This is a genomic window from Arthrobacter sp. CC3 (assembly GCF_039907775.1).
Taxonomy (GTDB): Bacteria; Actinomycetota; Actinomycetes; order Actinomycetales; family Micrococcaceae; genus Arthrobacter.
This window is the reverse complement of record NZ_JARCCY010000037.1, coordinates 31,677-48,626: the sequence shown is the minus strand read 5'-3', so window position 1 is coordinate 48,626 and position 16,950 is coordinate 31,677. Positions and strand designations below refer to the sequence as shown.

The following is a 16,950-nucleotide window of genomic DNA, read 5'->3' as shown; positions in this document are numbered from 1 at the left end:
AGGCCGCGGACCAGGTACATGTTGGAGGACAGCGGCTGGCCGGTGATGGGGAAGTTCTCCACGGCGCGGAGCGTGTGCACACCCCAGTACGCGGCGGCAGGGACGTCGCGGTCACCCAGCAGGTCATGTTCGGAGCGGAAGTCGGCGGGGGTTGCGGTTGTGGTCATGGATATCCTTGGGACGTAGCTGGGGAGACGGGCTGGTAGGGGCGGCTAGGTTGCCGGGACGAAGTCGGTTGCGGTGAGCGTGCCGACGGGACGGCCGCCGCCCAGGACGGCACCGGCGGCGATGCCCGCCAGCGGTGCGGTGTCGACGTCGAGCGCTTCCAGTGCGCGGACGGTGACCGGCATGCGGGCGCGGTCCCCGCCGTCGGAAATTTTGACGGCCACGGCGCGGCCGTCCGGGAGTCCCACGAGCTGCACGCCTTCGAAGCCGTCCTTGGCCACCGCTCCGGGGAGCAGGCGCATCAGTTCGGTGACGTCGCGGCCCTCGCCCGCCACCATGTCGGGGTGCTGCATCATGGCGCGGCCGACGGCGGCTTCCGGGCTTCCGGGGTCAGTCACCGCAGCGGCGGCGAGGCGGCCGAACGCGCGGGCCATGCCGCGGAGGGTGAGGGCGAACAGCGGCGTGCCGCAGCCGTCGGTGCTGGTGCGCTCGGGCACTTCGCCGGTGAGGTCACGGACGGTGGCCGCCACGAGCTGCTGCAGGGGGTGCTCCGGGCTGAGGTAACCGCGGACCGGCCAGCCGTTGATGACGCATGTTGCGGCCATCGCGGCGTGTTTGCCGGAGCAGTTCTGGGTAACTTGGGTGGCTGTCCCGCCGTGACGGAGCCATTCTTCGCGTTCGTCCGGGCCGTACGGGAGGTCGGTGCTGTTTTCCAGGGCGGCTGCAGTCAGCCCGTGCATTTCGAGGATGCGGAGGGTGCCGTCGCGGTGGATTGCCGCCCCGGAATGGCTGGCTGCGGTGAGGGCAAGGAGATTGGCGGGGAGGTCTAAACCGGCGCGGACCATGGCCACGGCCTGCAGCGGCTTGAGCGATGACCGCGGGTAGAAGGGAGCCAACGGATCGCCGGCGGACACCAGCGTGCGGACGCCGCCGTCGGCGGATTCGTCCGGGGCGGTGGCGATTACTGAGCCGTAGTGGACGCTTTCCACGAGCCCGTCGCGGGTCTGCACGGCAAGCGGGGCGTGCAGCGGCAGGGCTGTCAGGTCCGGGGCCGGAGCGTGGGCATGGACGGGCAAGGCAGGGGAAAGCATGGAGTCCTTGGGGTTACGTGGTTCGGGTTACGTGCGGGCGTCGGTTGTGAGGTGCGCGTGGGTTGCGGCTATTGGCCGAGGATGGAGTCGAGGGCGGCGCCTACGGCCTGCAGGTGCTCCTGCATTGCGGCGCTGGCCTCGGCGGCGTTTCCGGATTCGATGGCGGCCAGGATCCGCTGGTGTTCCAGGTCAGAGGCGTGCTGGCGGTCTGCCACCATGTTGAGGGTTTCGGACTGGTGCGCCAGGGCGTCGCGGATGTCCGCCACCACGTTTTCGAACACCTGGTTGTGGCTGGCGCGGGCAATGGCTGCGTGGAAGCTGGAGTCGAGGGCCACCCAGGCTTCGGGGTCGTCCTCCGCGGCCATGGCGGCCACGATCTCCCGCAGCCCTTCCAGTTCCTCGGCGGTCCGGCGTTGGGCGGCCAGGCCGGCTGCCGGAACCTCGATGTGCGGGCGGGCCTCGGTGAGGTCCAGCGCGGAGTACTGGCCGAGCACCAGATCTTTGGCAACCCGGCTGGCCACGACAAATGTGCCGCGGCCGGTTTTGGTGGTGGTGAGGCCGAGGGCGTTGCAGGAGCGCAGCGCCTCGCGGACCACGGAGCGGCTCACCCCGTACTGCTGGGCGAGGGTGGCTTCGGAGCTGAGTTTGGCGCCGACCTCGAGTTTGCCGGACTCGATGTCCGCGCGGAGGACGTTGAAGACGGCCTCAGCCGCGCTGAGGCGGGCCAGGGGCTGCGGGTCACGTCGTCCGGCTGTCCGGCTGTCTGACAGGTTCACGCTTCAAATATGGCACGGGTCACATGGGGTGTCAACCTGTGACTCCAGGCCGGATTCAAGCCCTCGGCACGTTCGTTCCGATTTTCCCTTTACGCTGGCGGGCGTGCGCTCCTAGACTGGTAATCCAGCAAGAAACGGTACGTTCGTGCCTGTCGAGAGGGGTCCGGGATGACCGAAGCGTTCACCGACAGGCTCGCAGCGGAGGTCCGGGCCCGCCGGACCACCCTGCGGCTGACCCAGCACGACCTTGCCCAGCTTGCGGGAGTCTCGGAGCGGTTTGTCCGCTTTGTGGAACAGGGAAAGCGCAGCGTGCAACTGGATTCACTCCTGGCGCTGCTTGAAACGCTCGGCCTGGAGCTTCAGCTGGGCACCCGGACACGGGCAGCGGCGCGCGCCATCGACGGGCAGCTGCCGGAGGCCCGGCCGTGAGGCACCGCGTCGCGGATGTCTACAAGGCCGGGGTGCTGGCCGCCCGGCTGGAACGGCACGACGGCGGCACCAAGTTCAGCTACCTGCCGGCCTACCTCGCGGCGGGAGGTCCCGCCGTCGCCAGTTCCCTGCCGTTGAGTACCGAGCCGGTGCTGTCCGCGGCGGGGGCGGCACCCCCGTACTTCACGGGGCTCCTGCCGGAGGGCCGGCGGCTGAATGCGCTGCGGCGCTCGGTGAAAACGAGCGTTGACGATGAGCTGTCGCTCCTGATCGCGGCCGGCGCCAACCCGGTGGGTGATGTGCAGATTGTCGGCCACGGCGAGCCGCTGGACCCGGATGAGCACGCCGTCGAGCTGAACCCGAAGGCGCCGGTCGATTTCGACGCGCTGCTGGGCGATTCCGGCCTGATCGATCCCGTGGCGCTGGCCGGCGTGCAGGACAAACTGTCCGCCGGGATGATCTCCATGCCCGTTGCCAGCGCGGGCCGGCGCTACATCCTCAAGCTCAATGCGCCCGAGTTCCCGCATGTGGTGGAAAACGAGCTGGTGATGTTCCGTTACGCGGCCAAGCTGCGGATTCCACTGAGCAGGGTGCGGCTGATCCGGGACGTCGAGGGCCGGCCGGGGCTCCTGGTGGAGCGGTTTGACCGGATCCCGTTGGCCGGCGGTGCGCACGGTGCGGTGCAGCGGCTCGCCGTCGAGGACGGTGCACAGGTGCTGGCGCTGTATCCGGCGGACAAGTACAACGTGGCGTACGGGCGGGTGTGCCACGCCCTGGCAGAGTACTGCGCGGCGCCCTTGCCGGCGTTGCGGAACCTGGCCATCCAGGCTGCCTTTGCATGGTTGAGCGGGAACGGCGATCTGCACGCGAAGAACGTGTCCATGGTGCAGCAGCCGTCGGGGGAGTGGTCCATCGCCCCGGTCTACGACATCCCCTCCACCGTGGTTTACGGGGACAAAACGCTCGCCCTCACGCTGGACGGCAAGCGGACAGGAATCTCGCGGAAGCATTTTCTCGGCTGGGCAACCGGCCTGGGGCTGGCCGAGCGCGCCGCTGTTCAGGTGCTGGAGCTGGGGTTGAAGGCGTCAGGTCCGCTGGTGGCGGACCTGGAGCGGGGCACTGCTTTTGCCGGAACGAACGACGACGGCGCCTCACCGTTTTCGGCGATGGTCACCAGGTCATGGCTCAAGGAGCTCAAGCACCGGCGCAGGCTGCTCGAAGTGTAGGGGAAGCGGCGGCTAGAGGTGCTGGATGCCTGCGCGCTGCATCGCGTCCTTGTAGATTTCCACGCTCTTGCTCAGCAGCTCTTCCTGCTTGTTCGCCGAGACAGCGAACGCCCGGCCACCGAGGGCGCTGGCCTTGTAGATCTTGATGCCGGAGTTCTTCAGGGACTGGTGATAGGTCTTTTCGAAGAGGGTCAGGAAGGTCTGGGCATCCGTGCCATGCGCGATGATGGCCGAGACACGCTTGTTGATCTTCAGGAACTGGCGGAAGGGACGCAGGCCGTCCGTCTTTTCCTGGACGTTAAGGGCGGAGGGCAGATCGGGGTCGCGTACCCAGGGGTAGGCGTTCCACGGCATGACGTAGCGGGGGTCCAGTTCCACGATTTCGTAAATCGAGGTGGCCCTCCGGGCTGCTTCGTCGTCGTTGAAGTGGGACACGAAGCCCGATTCGGTGCCCTTGCCGGGGCTGACGTGGAGACTGACGATCCTGCATTCGTCCTCGTCATGGACGGGGTCGATGTACGGGACAACGGAGCCCGGCTTCTTTTCCATCAGTTCGTCGCAAAGCTGGGTTACAGCAGCGATGTTCGGTTCCTGCAGCAGGGCCTTTTTTTCGTCCCAGTCAATCGTCACGATTTCTCCCTCAGCACACGGCGTCCAGAATCAGGCGTCTGGTTCCACTCTACGCTTTTGGCCGGGGTTGATGTTCTGCGGATTTCCAAAAGCAGAAGTTATGGCGCCCCACCCGGGCTCCGCGGCAAGAGGCTCCCGGCCTATTTTCAGGCGGACCGAGCGGGCGTACGCTTAAAGCGCCTGCAGGTAACCGTTCAGATAACGCGGGCCGTTCGGGACATGTGAATGTCCGGGCCGTCTCCATAGCGAGATCGCGAAGGTACCTGCAGGTCTTTGTTGTTTAAGCGGTTCTTTGTGTTTGGCGCGCTGGCGATTCCCGCCGGGCGAGGGCGATCTGCGCAGCGACGCCCGTGCCGAGTTCTTCGGCGGGGACTCCCGCGCGGGCCTGTTCATGGCGCTGGCTTGGCAGCGGCGCTGGCCTAGCCAGGGCGGCGATCATTTCGGTGATCGACACCCCGTCCGCTGTTTTCGAAGCTCGTTCCGGCTCCTGCCCGCCGTCCATACATCAAGTGTCTCCGCGATCACCGACATTGAAGCAGGCACGGAGATGATGCGCGCACAACGAACGGCCGCCGCGCTCATCCGGCTAGAGTTTCCTTGGCGGCCGACGCCGTTCCCACGTTTACACGAGCCAAGGACCCCATCATGCTGGTCAACAAAAGGGCGCTCCGGGAGGACGGTTTCGCCGGCTTCAGGACCTTCGCGGAAGTCGACATCAACCGGATCCCGCAGGCGCCCGGGGTCTTCGCCGTTATCCAGCCTGAAGGATTCCAGGTCCAGTTCCTTGCCAAGAGCACCGCCGGGGTGTTCAAGAAAAAGGACCCCTCGCTCACCGCCGAAAAGCTCGCGGCCGAATGGGTCGACGGCGCGGAGGTCCTCTACCTCGGAAAGGCCGGGCCGGGAAGCAAAGGCAACCGCGGCCTCCGCCGGCAGATCCAGGAATTCCTGGACTTTGGCAACGGCAAGCCTCCCGGACACTGGGACGGGCGGCTCATCTGGCAACTCGCAAACACCAAGTCCCTGCTCATAGCCTGGAAAGAGTTGCCCGCCGGCGGGCTGAACCAGGCGGAGGCCGTATATCACGCAGCCTTCCGTGAGGAATTCGGCCGCCTGCCGTTCGCCAACCTGGTCCAAGCCCGGGTCAAGGGATAAGCGCCGGGCTTACGCAAGGGCCGTAGGTGTCCGTTCGCGCTGTTGTGGCACGACGGCGGGCGGTCCGTAGGGGCCGTAGGTGTCCGTTCGCGCTTGGTCAGGATCCGGACGCAACCGTCCCTCCGCCATCGAACGTCAAGCCGTCCGCGAACGTGAACCGGCCAGCAATGAGCGTTGCCGCCACCGGCATCGAGGCGAACACTTCGTCCGGGACGCCGAGCGGATCGCCGTCGAGCACCGCGATGTCAGCCGGGTCGTCCACCCTGATCCGGCTGCGCCCGCGGGCAGACGCCACCAGGGCCTCCTTCCGCGTGATTGCCTGTTCCGGGTGCCACGGTGCGCGTCCGTCGAGGCCTGACCTGGTGGTCGCTGCCGACATCGCGGTCCACGGATCCAGCGGTGCCACCGGGGCGTCCGAACCCAGGGCCAGCGTGGCCCCGGCGGCCAGCAGGGACCGCAACGGAAATGCCCTGTCGGTGCGGTCACCCCAGTTGGCGTCGGCGGCGTCGCGGTCATCGAGGGCGTGTGCCGGCTGGACGCTGGCGGTCAGGCCGAGCCGGCCAAAACGCGCGAAGTCCTCCTGCCGCACAAACTGGGCATGTTCGATCCGTCCGGTGATGCGGGCCGCCTCGAAAGCGTTCAGCGCCACCTGGTTGGCGGCATCGCCGATCGCGTGGACCGCAGGAACGAAGCCGGCCTCCCCGGCCCGGGCCAGCAGCGCCAGCAGTTCGGGCTCGCGGACCGTGAGCAGGCCCCGTCCGCCGTGCGGGTATGGATCCACGCAGTAGGCGGTCCGGGTGTTCAGCGAGCCGTCGATCAGCACCTTGAGCGGGCCCACCCGGAGCAGGCCGTTCCCGCCCGGAATGTCCTGCCCTGTCCGCATGGCCTCGAGCCGCGCGCGGTCAAGATGCTCCGGATAGACGCCCGCCTCCACCCGGAGGGAACCGAAGCCGCCAGTGATACGCCGGAGCCACACGTCGCGGTTCCATGTCATCTCGAAGTCCACGATCCCCACCACGCCGCGGGCGGCGGCCTTACGGGCGGCATCGCCCACCCAGGCGTCAACCACGGAGTCCGGCAGCCGGCCCAGCTCACGGGTCAGCGCAAACGCAGCGTCCTCCCGCAGCAGGCCGCCGGCGTCGACCTCCACCCCGTAGCGCCGGGCGGCGGCACTGTTCAGCCAGACGCAGTGGAGGTCGTGGCTGATCAGCGCTGCCGGCACTGCGTGAGTCGCGGCATCGAGCATCGCCAGGCTGGGCACGTCCGCCCAGACGGCGTCGCGGAAGCCGACGCCCACCAGCGTGGGCCCCGCCCCGCCGTCGTTCTCATCCTTGCGGCGATCGCCGCCCGGGCCTTCTTCGATCCTTGAACGAACGACGTCGACCGCGTCCCGCGCCGATGTGGCGTGCGACAGGTCGATCCGGTTGGCGGCCATGGCCCACTGGGTCATGTGCACATGTTCGTCCCACAGGCCCGGAATGACGTTCCGGCCGCCGCAGTCAACGATGCGGGCACCAGTCAGGCTGGCACCACCGGTCCCGGCAGCCGCTGGCCTGCCGCCGTCCGGCCGCTGCTCCGCGGCCGTAATCCGGGTAACAACCCCATTGGCGATGTGAATGTCCGAACAGTCGGTCTCAAGGGGCTGCCGGACGGAGGCCAGGACGAGTTCAGGTGCGGCGGTGACAGGCATGCGGACAGGCTACTAGGAGTTCGCCTCCGCGCGGCTCCTGATCCCGTGCAGCATCCGCCGGGAGGCGAATCACGACTGCTACGGCAGGATTTTGTAGAGATCGACCGTTGTCTCTTCGGGCGGTGCTGCGAAGCCGCCCTCGATGCCCGCCTGCATGCGCGGCATGAGGATGCCGTCCCGGAACGCCTCCCAACTCTCCTTTGATTCGTGGACGGCCATGATGGTCCACCCACCTTCGGACGGGCCTGCTGCATGGAAAAGCTGGCCGTCCGGCAGGAGCCCCTCGCCCGGATGAACCGCGGCAATTGATGCGTCGTACTGGTCCTGCGTGCCCCCAGCGAAAAAATGCACAACTCCGTAGGCATTGGTAGCCATTTCTGCTCCTCAGGTGAAACTTCGGACGGCGGGATTTGCCGGGCAGGGCCCATATTTGACCTGGCAAAGTCTCCTGTCAAGGGCAACGCATCAGGGACTTTCGTCCCTTACAGTTGCTGGGCTGAGCCGCCATCCTTGATGTGGGGCATCTCACGTCTGCGTTACTCACGCACGCACCTTGGGGAGGGGAAATGCTTCGCCGATCAGCAACCGGTCTCGCTAAAAAATTGGGGAAGGGCTGGCGCAGTGCGCCTCCCGGACATAGCAGGAGACCCGGCTTCATGAATCAGCACGCACGAACTGTCCTGGGTACCCGACCCGCCGTCCATTCCCGTCATGGAGCCCCATCCACCACTCATTACGAACATTCAGAGCACCGGCTGAAGATCGTGGTTCGCATTGAAGCGGACCTGGAGGCCGCCAGCTTGGAAGTCCGCGGTGTGGTGACAGGGGCCAGCCTCCGTGCGCTGTATGTGGTGGCGCGGCGAACAACGTCGCTGCTGCACGGCAAGGAGCTAACCATCGATCTTTCCCGTGCACGGGTTACCGACACGGTCCTCGAGCAGCTCCATGAATGTGCGCGCCTATCCCGGCTGGCCACAGGCGTGGACAGCTCGGTTGTGCCGTGCCGCGTGAAAATCGTGGATCCCGGCTTCATCCACAGAGTGAAGGAGTACGCATGAAAGCGCTCGTGTACGGAGGCCCCGGCGAAAAGTCGTGGACCGACGTCCCGGATCCCACGATCCAGAATCCCAGTGACGTGATCGTCAAAGTGGACACCACCACTATCTGTGGAACGGACCTGCACATTCTCAAGGGAGACGTGCCGGCGGTGCAGAAAGGCCGGATCCTGGGCCACGAAGGCGTAGGAACCATCACCGAGGTGGGTTCTTCAGTTACGAGCCTGAAGGTGGGGGACAGGGTCATCATCTCCTGCATCAAATCCTGCGGCCACTGTGCCAACTGCAAGACCGGCCTGTACTCGCACTGCATGGGCGAGGAAGGGGCGGCGGGCATCGGCTGGGTCTTCGGACACCTGATCGATGGCACGCAGGCCGAATACGTGCGCGTGCCGTACGCGGAGAACTCGCTGCACCTCCTCCCTGAAGGGGTCAGCGACGACCAGGCCGTGATGCTCTCCGACATCCTGCCCACCGGCTTTGAAATCGGTGTGCAGTACGGACGCGTCAAGCCGGGGGACACCGTGGCAGTTGTGGGCGCGGGCCCGGTCGGGTTGGCAGCCATCGCCACCGCCGGGCTGTACGGCGCGGCGACCATCATCGCCATCGACCTGGACGCCAACCGGCTGGAAAAGTCCCGCGAGTTCGGCGCCACCAACGTTGTCCTCTCCGGCGACGCCGACTGGAAGGAACAGGTGCTGGCGCTCACGGACGGGCAGGGGGTGGATGTGGCCATCGAAGCGGTGGGCATTCCGGCGACCTTCACCATGTGCGCGGACATCGTCCGTCCCGGCGGGAACGTGGCCAACGTGGGTGTGCACGGCAAGTCCGTGGAACTGCATGTGGAGAACCTCTGGATCCAGAACATCAACATCAGCATGGGCCTGGTCAATGCCAACACCACACCGATGCTCCTGAAGCTCGTGGCCCAGAAGAAGGTGCCAGCGGAGAAATTCGGCACCCACCACTTCACGTTTGACCAGTTCATGGACGCCTACGACACCTTCGCCCGCGCCGCGGAAACCAAGGCGCTCAAAGTGGTGATCAAGGCGTGAAAGCCCTGGTGGTCTACGACTCCGCCTACGGAAACACCAGGCAGGTGGCCGAGGCCATCGTGGCTGGCCTCGGGCCTCAGGCCCAGGCTGTTTCCGTGACGGACTTCCAGGCCACCGCGCTCACAGAGGGAGACCTGCTCGTGGTCGGAAGCCCCATCAACGGCTGGCGGCCGACGCCGAAGATCACCGAGCTGCTGTCCAGCCTCGGCGACGGCCGGCTTGCGGGCGTCAAAGCGGCAGCCTTCGACACCCGAGTGCGGCTGTTCATCCATGGCGACGCGGCCCGGAAGATGACCGAATCGCTGAAGGCCGGCGGCGCGGAGATCATCTCCAAGCCCATGCCCTTTTACGTCAAAGGCAGCGAGGGCCCGCTCCGCAGCGGCGAACTCGACAAAGCGGCCGCATGGGGCGCGGACCTGCTCAAAAGAGTGGGTGGATAGCCGCCGGGGGGCCAGGCAAGAGGCAAGAAAGGACTGCGGCCATGAAACCAGGCCGGATAGTCATGCTGGTGCTCGGCACCCTCGCCGCCCTGATGGGGCTTGGGCTGCTGACTGGTGCCGGCTTTGTCGGATGGGTCAACTTCCAGCAGCGCGACAACGGGTATTTGACCACGCCCACCGAACGCTACGACGTGGCCACCCGGGCCATCACCTCGCCCGGCCTGGACATCCTGGTGGACGAGGAACTGCCGGACGTCCTGCCGGCGGACAGCGCCGGCCGCCTGCTGTTGCGCGGCACGGCGGCGTCCGGAAAGCAGATCTTTATCGGCATCGGACCCCAGGACGACGTGGCCCGGTACCTCGACAACGTCCGGCATTCCGAGATCACCAAGTTGGATTCCTACCCGTTCCGCGTGGAGTACCGTGAGGTCCCCGGCAGCGCCGAGCCCGCTGCGCCCGGGGCGCAGCCATTCTGGTCCACGTCTGCCCAGGGAACCGGGACCCAGCAGATTGAGTGGGACCTCCGCAGCGGCCGCTGGGCTGTGGTGGTCATGAACGCCGACGGCGCCGCTCCTGTTTCCGTTGACCTGCAGGCCGGCGTTCGGTCCGATCTGTTGTGGCCGGTCTTTATCGGGCTGCTGATCGGCGGCATCGCGCTGCTGGCCGTGGGCGTGCCGCTCATCGTTGCCGGCGCCGCCGGACTGGGCAGGCACGGTCCGCCGCCGCATTACCCGGCCGCCGGACACATGGAACCGGCGGGCATGCCCGGAGGCCCGGAAGCCCCGGCGCCGGGGGCCGCCGCACCGTACGCCGCAACGCCGTACCCACCAGGTCCATCCGCCGCCGCACCGTACCCCGCAGCGCCGTATCCCACAGCGGCCGCGGCGGTCCCGCCGGCAGGAGTCCGCACGCCGCTCCCCACGGACCCGCAGCCCTCGGATACCTCCAGATACCCGGTCCGGCTCAACGGCTACCTCGATCCAGGGCTTTCCCGTGGAATGTGGCTGATCAAGTGGTTCCTGGCGATCCCGCACTACATCGTGCTGTTCTTCCTCTGGTTCGCGTTCTTCGTGACCACCATCGTGGCCGGCTTCGCCATCCTGTTCACCGGCCGGTACCCGCGCTCGCTGTTCAACTTCAACGTGGGCGTCCTGCGGTGGAACTGGCGCGTGGCCTTCTACGCCTACGCAGCCATCGGGACGGACCGCTACCCGCCCTTCACGCTGGCGCGGACCGACTACCCGGCGGATTTCGACGTCGAGTACCCCGAGCAACTGTCCCGGGGACTGGTGCTGATCAAATGGTGGCTGTTGGCACTTCCGCAACTCCTCATTGTCTCGGCCTTCTCCGGCGCGGCGAGCACCTGGGGCAGCCGGCGCACGTGGGTGGATGGCAGGTGGGTGGACGGCACCTGGGTTGATGGAACCTGGGTGGGGTACCAGGGCGGCGGCGGGATCTCGCTGATCGGACTGCTGGTGATCGTGGCCGGCTTCAGCCTGCTCTTCACAGGGCGCTTCGGCCGGAGGCTCTTTGACCTGCTGATCGGCCTGAACCGCTGGACGCACCGCGTCATTGCCTACGTGGCCCTGATGCGTGACGAATACCCGCCGTTCCGCCTCGACATGGGCCCGATGGATCCGGCCGACGCCCCGCCAGCCGGCTACCTGCCGCCGCCGGTCCCCGCATCCCAAACGGGAATGCCTCCGGCCACTCCGGAGTCCCCGCGCACCGAGCCGCCGCGCACCGAGCCGCCGCGCACCGAACCGCCGCGCACCGAACCGCCGGGCGAACCCCGCCAGCCCTAGAAACCCGCCAGCCCTAGGAGCCGGTTGCGACCACCACCAGGTTTCCGTCCGGGTCCTGCAGGTATGCCACGCGTTCGCCCCACGGCTGGTCCTGCGGATCCTTGGTGATGGTGGCTCCGCCGCTGCGCAGCGACTCCACGGTGGCGTCGCAGTCGTCGACGTAGAACCACAACGAGATCCGCTGCCCGTCCGGCCCGGTCTTCGTGGCGCTGTCCACGCCGATGCCCAGGGCCATCGAGCCAAGCTGCAGGCCGACGTACACGGGCGGGCCCTCCGCAGGGAATGAGTACGATATTTTCCCGCCCAGCAGGTCCCGGTAGAAGGCGAGCAACCGGTCCAGATCGGGCGTGACAAGAATGGGGAATCCTGACTGCACCATGGTCCGAATCTGCTCCCGGCCAGCCCTGCTGTCAAGGCACACGGAAACGCGATGCCCTTGCCACCTGCCGCCCACAGGCAGATAGTGGGAGGAATCGTCCACTTCCGGGCAGGAGGCCCGCAATGCCGCTGGAAAACGCTACCGGGCCAACCGGTCTCCTGCAGGGCCGAACAGCCCTCGTCTACGGCGCCGGCGGTCCCATCGGAGGCGCTGTCGCCCGGGCCTTCGCAGCGGAAGGCGCGGACGTCTTCCTGGCCGGCCGGACGGAATCCCGCCTCCTCAAAGTAGCCCGGGACATCCGTGAGGCAGGCGGCAGCGCGGACACCGCCGTCGTCGACGCCCTGGACGAAAGCCAAGTGAACGCCTTCGTGGACCAGGCCGCAAAAAAGACCCGGCGGATCGACATCTCCTTCAACCTCATCTCGTACGGGGACGTCCAGCAGCCGCTGATGGACATCTCCGCGGACGACTTCAGCCAGCCCATCACCGCGGCTACCCGGACGCACTTCCTCACCACCCGGGCGGCGGCGCGTCACATGGTCAAGCAGCGTTCCGGCGTCGTGTTGATGTTCGGCGGCTCCGGCCCGCAGACCCTGCACGGGCTGGGCGGGTTCAAGATCGCGCTGGACGCCATGGAGGGGCAGCGCCGGCAGTGGGCGCTGGAACTCGGCAAGGACGGCATCCGGGTGGTCACGATGGTGACGGGCGGGATCGTGGAAACCATTCCCTGGCAAGCAGAGGGCCGGGAAGAGATTGTGGAGGAAATCACCCGGACAGCGCACCTGAACCGGACGGCGACGCTGGAGGACGTGGGCAACGTGGCGGTCTTTATCGCCTCGGACCGGGCGGGCGCCATCACCGACGCCACCGTGAACATTTCCTGTGGCGCGATCGTGGACTACTGAGGCCTTGCCGCGCCGTCCCGGTCCGCCAGGCCAACGGCTCCTAGGCCACCAGGTTATCCGCGGCGGTGTCCATGTGTTCGCGGATCGTCTTGCGTGCCAGGGAGGCATCCCCGGTTTCGATGGCGGCCACAATGTCGTGGTGCCGGTCCACGCTCATGTTCGACACGCCTTTTTCCAGCCCGGCGAACATGATGGACATCCTGATGGAGCCTTCGAGTGATTCCCAGGAGTGGAGCAGTGTCTCGTTGCCGGTGAGGCGGCACAGGGTGCGGTGGAATTCGAGGTCGGATTCGATCCGCTCCTCGAGGGTTCCCTTGGTGGCGGCATCCATGGCGCCGATGGCCGCGCGCAGCGAACCGATGACGTGCTGGCGGTCCGGAAGTTCACACAGGGTGCGGGCAGCCAGTGATTCCAGCGCGGCGCGCACGGAGTAGATGTCCCGGATCTCCTTGGCATCGAGGTGCCGGACGGACAGCCGGCCGCGCGGGCCCGCTGACAGCAGCCCTTCCTGCTCCAGCTGCCGCAGCGCTTCCCGGAGAGTCCCCCGGCTGATCTGGAGCATGTCCGAGAGTTCGGTTTCCACCAGGTGCCGCCCGGGTTCCAGCTCGCCGCTGGTGATGGCGGTGCGCAGCGCGGAAAGGGCCTGCTCGCGGAGGCTCCGCTTTTGCAGTCCCAGCAGGGGTGCTGTTGCTCCGGCCATCGTGGTACGTCCTCAATGTCAGTGTCGACTGAATGTCAGTGGTCGACTGTTTACAGTCGATGTGTTAACTGTTGATGTTACGGCAGAAGCGCGGAACCGTCTCGTGTCCGGTCCGCGCTTCCGCCGTCGGTCTGGCGACCGTCCTGCGCTAGCCCAGTTCCGCGAGGACGTTCGCCACGATCCGCTGGACGGACAGGCCGTAGCGTTCGTGGAGGGTGGGCAGGGCGCCTGCGTCGAGGAACTCGTCCGGCAACGCGACGGGAACCACTTTCTTGCCCAGCCCGGCGGTGACGACGGCGGAGGCCACGGTTTCGAACAGGCCTCCGATCACGCTGTGGTTTTCCAGCGTCACTGCCAGGCGGTCCGTGTTGATTTCGGCGAGGACGGTGGCTGCGTCGAAGGGCTTGATGGTGGGGGTGTGCACGACGGCGACGTCCACGTTGTGCTCCGCCAGTGCCTTGGCGGCCTGCAGTGCACGCATGGTCATGAGTCCGCTGGAGATGAAGACGACGTCGTTCCCGCCGCGCAGGACCTTCGCCTTGCCGAGCTCGAAGGTGTAGCCGTATTCGTCCAGGACCGTGGGCACATTGCCGCGCAGCAGCCGCAGGTACGTGGGGCCGTCGCTGGCCGCGAGCTGGGGGACGGCCTGTTCGATGTCGATCGAGTCGCAGGGGTCAACGATGGTCAGGTTGGGCATGCCGCGGAAGATCGCCATGTCCTCGGTGGCCTGGTGGCTGGGGCCGTAGCCGGTGGTCAGGCCGGGCAGGCCGCCCACGATGTTCACGTTCAGGTTCGGTTCGGCGCTGTCCAGGCAGAGGAAGTCGTAGGCCCGCCGTGCCGCGAACACCGAGTACGTGGACGCAAACGGCACCAGGCCGGTTTCGGCCAGGCCCGCGGCCGCACCGAAGAGCAGCTGTTCGGCCATGCCCATCTGGAAGAACCGTTCCGGGAAGGCCTGCGCGAAGATGTGCATGTCCGTGTATTTGCCCAGGTCCGCGGTGAGGCCAACGATCCTGTCGTTCTCCTGCGCGGCCTTCACCAGGGCGTGGCCGAACGGTGCGGAGGCGGTTTTCTGGCCGGGATCGGCGAAGGACGCGATCATGGCCGAGGTCTTCAGCTTGGGGGCGGTACCCGTTGAAGCCGTGCCCTTCGAAGCGGTGGCGGTGCTCATCGGCTTGCCCTTCCTTCATATCCTGCGGTCAGTTGTTCGCGGCATTGCTGCCATTCGTGTTCCTCGATGCGCATGAAGTGCGCCTTTTCGCGCTCTTCCAGCAGCGGCACTCCGCGGCCCACCTTCGTGTCGCACAGGATCACCGAAGGACGTCCGACGGCGGCGGCCTGGGCGGCGGCGTTGTCGAACGCCTGCAGGAGTTCTGCCATGTTGTTGCCGTCCACCCGCTGGGTGTACCAGCCGAAGGATTCCCATTTTTCCGTCACGGGCTCGGTGCGGAGCACGGTATCCGTTTTCCCGTCAGCCTGCAGGGCGTTGATGTCCACCATGGCGGTCAGGTTGCCCAGCTGGTGGTGGTGCGCGCCCATGGCGGCCTCCCAGGTGGAGCCTTCGTCCAGTTCGCCGTCGGAGAGGAAGTTGTACACCCTCGCCGTGGAGCCCTGGTAGCGGAGTCCGAGGGCCATGCCCACCGCGATGGTGAGGCCGTGGCCCAGGGAACCGCCGGAGATTTCCATGCCCGGGGTGTAGGTGGACATTCCGGACATCGGCAGCCGGGAGTCGTCCGAGCCGTACGTCTCGAGTTCCTCCACCGGGACGATCCCGGCTTCGGCCAGGGCGGCGTAGTGTCCGATCGCGTAGTGCCCGGTGGAGAGCAGGAACCTGTCCCGGCCTTCCCATTCGGGGTCGGCGGCCTGGAAGCGGAGCTGGTCCGCGTAGACGGCGGCCAGCATATCCGCTGCGCCGAGGGCCTGGCCCACGTAGCCCTGGCCCTGGACCTCGCCCATGTTCAGGGCGTGGTGGCGGATCCGGTAGGCCGCGGCTGAAACGTTGTGGATGCGTTCCGCGGCGGTGGCCACGGTTTCCTGCGTGGCGGTCATGCGGGCTTCTTCCGTGGCGGTCATCAGGCGTTCACTGCCTGGGGGGTGCTTTTGGTGGCCTCATCTGCCAGCTGACGTTCGCGCTTGCCCCAGGTTTCCCGGGTGACGAGGGCGGCCCAGAGGCCGATGGCGGCGTAGAAGCTGAAGAGGAGGGCGGGGCCCATCCAGCCGAGGGCCACGAACAGCAGGGTGGTGACGAAGGGCGTGAATCCGGAGACCATGGCGGAGATCTGGTAGGCCAGTGAGGCTCCGGAGGAGCGCGTCTTGGCCTGGAACAGTTCGGGGAACCACGGACCCTGCGCGCCGGCCAGCGAGTTCTGGCAGACCGCGTAGGAGATGACGATGGTGGCGATGATGAAGATGAACATTCCGGTGTTGACCAGCAGGAACATGGGGATGCCGAACAGGAGTGCGAAGGCTGTGGACCAGACGTAGAGGGGCCGGCGGCCGATCCTGTCGGTGAGCCGCGCCCAGGCCATGGTGGCAAATATGCCGATGGCGGAGGCGATGCAGAGGGCAACGAGCGTTTGGGTCTTGTCCGCCAGTTGCTGGGTGTGCAGGTAGGAGATCATGTAGGTGATCGATACGGCGTAGCCCGCGGTCTCGGCGATGCGGAGGCCGATGCCCCGGACGATGCTGCGCCAGTCCGTCTTGATGACCTCGATGATCGGGGACTTGACGATGGAGCCGCTCTCCTTGACCTCGTCGAAAACGGGGGATTCCGGAACCTTGGAGCGGATGATCAGGCCGACGGCGACCAGCACGATGCTGGCAAGGAACGGAACGCGCCAGGCGAGTTCGCCGCCCAGGTTCACGCTGACCAGGAAGACGAGGTTGGCCAGCAGCAGGCCCACGGGGAAGCCGGCCTGGACGATGCCGGTGTACTTGCCCTTGGACTTCCAGGGTGCGTGTTCGTAGCTCATCAGGATGGCGCCGCCCCATTCAGCACCGAAGGCGAGGCCCTGGACAACGCGGACGAAGACCAGCAGCGCGGGTGCCAGGAGGCCAACCTGCTCGTACGTGGGCAGCAGGCCGATGAGGAACGTGGCCACGCCCATGAGGATCAGGGACGCCACCAAGACGGGCTTGCGGCCCACCTTGTCGCCGAGGTGGCCGCCGATGATGCCGCCGATGGGGCGGGCTGCGAAGCCGACGCCGAGAGTGGCGAAGGCTGCCAGCGTTCCGGTGACGGGGTCGCCGGTGGGGAAGAAGGCCGTTCCGAAGTACAGGGCAGCGGCGGTGCCGAAGCCGATGAAGTCATACGTCTCGATGACGGCGCCGACGCCGGACCCGATGGCGACGCGCTTCGCGTCCTTGGTGCCATGCACATGGCCGCGCATTTTCAGAGCTTCGTTGCTCATTGCTGAATCCCTTTCGAAGAGCGGGCAACGCTTCCGCACCGC

Annotated in this window: 18 protein-coding genes and 1 pseudogene; 8 read left to right on the top strand and 11 right to left on the bottom strand. The window is 66.8% G+C overall.

Features of this window, described 5'->3' with window-relative positions:
- From aspA to PV761_RS18755, 3 genes and pseudogenes are all read right to left on the bottom strand, one after another.
- Positions 1-167, bottom strand: a pseudogene (aspA, locus tag PV761_RS18765) (aspartate ammonia-lyase); the annotation flags it as partial.
- 45 nt (positions 168-212) lie between these two features.
- Entirely contained in the window at positions 213-1,256 is a 1,044-nt protein-coding gene (locus tag PV761_RS18760; RefSeq protein WP_347899085.1) for an asparaginase, read from the bottom strand.
- A 68-nt stretch (positions 1,257-1,324) separates the two neighbouring features.
- A complete protein-coding gene (locus PV761_RS18755) occupies positions 1,325-2,032 on the bottom strand; it encodes a FadR/GntR family transcriptional regulator (RefSeq protein WP_347899083.1) in 708 nt (235 codons plus the stop codon).
- A 168-nt stretch (positions 2,033-2,200) separates the two neighbouring features.
- Between PV761_RS18755 and PV761_RS18750 the strand changes: the two genes are divergently transcribed.
- Complete coding sequence (locus tag PV761_RS18750; protein WP_347899081.1) at positions 2,201-2,461, top strand: type II toxin-antitoxin system Y4mF family antitoxin; 261 nt, start codon at positions 2,201-2,203, stop codon at positions 2,459-2,461.
- Positions 2,458-3,687 (top strand): HipA domain-containing protein, encoded by a 1,230-nt coding sequence (locus tag PV761_RS18745; protein ID WP_347899079.1) that lies wholly within the window; start codon positions 2,458-2,460, stop codon positions 3,685-3,687. The genes PV761_RS18750 and PV761_RS18745 overlap by 4 nt, the downstream gene beginning before the upstream one ends.
- A 12-nt stretch (positions 3,688-3,699) precedes the next feature.
- Here PV761_RS18745 and PV761_RS18740 read toward each other — a convergent pair whose 3' ends face one another.
- Positions 3,700-4,317, bottom strand: a complete 618-nt coding sequence (locus PV761_RS18740; RefSeq protein ID WP_347899077.1) for a uracil-DNA glycosylase — start codon at positions 4,315-4,317, stop codon at positions 3,700-3,702.
- A 645-nt stretch (positions 4,318-4,962) separates the two neighbouring features.
- Here PV761_RS18740 and PV761_RS18735 point away from each other — a divergent pair.
- Positions 4,963-5,469: a hypothetical protein gene (locus PV761_RS18735; protein ID WP_347899075.1), complete on the top strand. Its 507-nt coding sequence runs from the start codon at positions 4,963-4,965 to the stop codon at positions 5,467-5,469.
- Between the two features lie 97 nt (positions 5,470-5,566).
- Here the strand turns inward: PV761_RS18735 and PV761_RS18730 are convergent, their stop codons facing one another.
- Both PV761_RS18730 and PV761_RS18725 read right to left on the bottom strand, forming a co-directional pair.
- Positions 5,567-7,159 (bottom strand): amidohydrolase family protein, encoded by a 1,593-nt coding sequence (locus PV761_RS18730; protein WP_347899073.1) that lies wholly within the window; start codon positions 7,157-7,159, stop codon positions 5,567-5,569.
- A 78-nt stretch (positions 7,160-7,237) separates the two neighbouring features.
- Positions 7,238-7,534 carry a hypothetical protein gene (locus PV761_RS18725; protein WP_028272410.1) on the bottom strand — a complete coding sequence of 99 codons (297 nt, stop codon included), beginning with the start codon at positions 7,532-7,534 and terminating at the stop codon, positions 7,238-7,240.
- A 281-nt stretch (positions 7,535-7,815) separates the two neighbouring features.
- Between PV761_RS18725 and PV761_RS18720 the strand changes: the two genes are divergently transcribed.
- Genes PV761_RS18720 through PV761_RS18705 form a run of 4 tightly spaced genes read left to right on the top strand, consistent with a single transcriptional unit; the run spans position 7,816 to position 11,514 of the window.
- A complete protein-coding gene (locus PV761_RS18720) occupies positions 7,816-8,217 on the top strand; it encodes a hypothetical protein (RefSeq protein WP_156037192.1) in 402 nt (133 codons plus the stop codon).
- A complete protein-coding gene (locus PV761_RS18715) occupies positions 8,214-9,269 on the top strand; it encodes a zinc-dependent alcohol dehydrogenase family protein (RefSeq protein ID WP_028272408.1) in 1,056 nt (351 codons plus the stop codon). Before PV761_RS18720 ends, PV761_RS18715 begins: the two co-directional genes overlap by 4 nt.
- Positions 9,266-9,709, top strand: coding sequence for a flavodoxin domain-containing protein (locus PV761_RS18710; RefSeq protein WP_347899070.1), 444 nt, complete (start codon positions 9,266-9,268; stop codon positions 9,707-9,709). Before PV761_RS18715 ends, PV761_RS18710 begins: the two co-directional genes overlap by 4 nt.
- 41 nt (positions 9,710-9,750) lie before the next feature.
- Complete coding sequence (locus PV761_RS18705) at positions 9,751-11,514, top strand: DUF4389 domain-containing protein (protein ID WP_347899068.1); 1,764 nt, start codon at positions 9,751-9,753, stop codon at positions 11,512-11,514.
- 13 nt (positions 11,515-11,527) lie between these two features.
- On the opposite strand, the gene PV761_RS18700 is transcribed toward PV761_RS18705, so the two are convergent.
- A complete protein-coding gene (locus PV761_RS18700) occupies positions 11,528-11,893 on the bottom strand; it encodes a VOC family protein (protein WP_347899066.1) in 366 nt (121 codons plus the stop codon).
- Between the two features lie 122 nt (positions 11,894-12,015).
- On the opposite strand from PV761_RS18700, the gene PV761_RS18695 reads away from it, so the two are divergent.
- Positions 12,016-12,798 carry an SDR family oxidoreductase gene (locus tag PV761_RS18695; RefSeq protein ID WP_028272404.1) on the top strand — a complete coding sequence of 261 codons (783 nt, stop codon included), beginning with the start codon at positions 12,016-12,018 and terminating at the stop codon, positions 12,796-12,798.
- A gap of 40 nt (positions 12,799-12,838) precedes the next feature.
- Here the strand turns inward: PV761_RS18695 and PV761_RS18690 are convergent, their stop codons facing one another.
- The 4 genes from PV761_RS18690 to PV761_RS18675 form a co-directional block, all read right to left on the bottom strand.
- On the bottom strand, positions 12,839-13,498 hold the full coding sequence (locus PV761_RS18690) for a GntR family transcriptional regulator (protein WP_028272403.1): 660 nt from the start codon (positions 13,496-13,498) through the stop codon (positions 12,839-12,841).
- A gap of 148 nt (positions 13,499-13,646) precedes the next feature.
- Entirely contained in the window at positions 13,647-14,669 is a 1,023-nt protein-coding gene (locus PV761_RS18685) for a transketolase C-terminal domain-containing protein (protein WP_347899063.1), read from the bottom strand.
- Positions 14,666-15,547, bottom strand: coding sequence for a transketolase (locus PV761_RS18680; RefSeq protein WP_197025001.1), 882 nt, complete (start codon positions 15,545-15,547; stop codon positions 14,666-14,668). The genes PV761_RS18685 and PV761_RS18680 overlap by 4 nt, the downstream gene beginning before the upstream one ends.
- A gap of 23 nt (positions 15,548-15,570) precedes the next feature.
- A complete protein-coding gene (locus PV761_RS18675) occupies positions 15,571-16,908 on the bottom strand; it encodes an MFS transporter (RefSeq protein WP_347899061.1) in 1,338 nt (445 codons plus the stop codon).
- Between the last annotated feature and the right edge of the window lie 42 nt (positions 16,909-16,950).

Bases quoted from the DNA above. Each gene is read 5' to 3' on its own strand.
- PV761_RS18700 (WP_347899066.1), bottom strand. From the start codon at position 11,893: ATGGTGCAGTCAGGATTCCCCATTCTTGTCACGCCCGATCTGGACCGG.
- PV761_RS18715 (WP_028272408.1), top strand. From the start codon at position 8,214: ATGAAAGCGCTCGTGTACGGAGGCCCCGGCGAAAAGTCGTGGACCGAC.
- PV761_RS18695 (WP_028272404.1), top strand. From the start codon at position 12,016: ATGCCGCTGGAAAACGCTACCGGGCCAACCGGTCTCCTGCAGGGCCGA.
- PV761_RS18750 (WP_347899081.1), top strand. From the start codon at position 2,201: ATGACCGAAGCGTTCACCGACAGGCTCGCAGCGGAGGTCCGGGCCCGC.
- PV761_RS18735 (WP_347899075.1), top strand. From the start codon at position 4,963: ATGCTGGTCAACAAAAGGGCGCTCCGGGAGGACGGTTTCGCCGGCTTC.
- PV761_RS18725 (WP_028272410.1), bottom strand. From the start codon at position 7,534: ATGGCTACCAATGCCTACGGAGTTGTGCATTTTTTCGCTGGGGGCACG.
- PV761_RS18760 (WP_347899085.1), bottom strand. From the start codon at position 1,256: ATGCTTTCCCCTGCCTTGCCCGTCCATGCCCACGCTCCGGCCCCGGAC.
- PV761_RS18675 (WP_347899061.1), bottom strand. From the start codon at position 16,908: ATGAGCAACGAAGCTCTGAAAATGCGCGGCCATGTGCATGGCACCAAG.
- PV761_RS18730 (WP_347899073.1), bottom strand. From the start codon at position 7,159: ATGCCTGTCACCGCCGCACCTGAACTCGTCCTGGCCTCCGTCCGGCAG.
- PV761_RS18690 (WP_028272403.1), bottom strand. From the start codon at position 13,498: ATGGCCGGAGCAACAGCACCCCTGCTGGGACTGCAAAAGCGGAGCCTC.
- PV761_RS18705 (WP_347899068.1), top strand. From the start codon at position 9,751: ATGAAACCAGGCCGGATAGTCATGCTGGTGCTCGGCACCCTCGCCGCC.
- PV761_RS18720 (WP_156037192.1), top strand. From the start codon at position 7,816: ATGAATCAGCACGCACGAACTGTCCTGGGTACCCGACCCGCCGTCCAT.
- PV761_RS18680 (WP_197025001.1), bottom strand. From the start codon at position 15,547: ATGACCGCCACGCAGGAAACCGTGGCCACCGCCGCGGAACGCATCCAC.
- PV761_RS18685 (WP_347899063.1), bottom strand. From the start codon at position 14,669: ATGAGCACCGCCACCGCTTCGAAGGGCACGGCTTCAACGGGTACCGCC.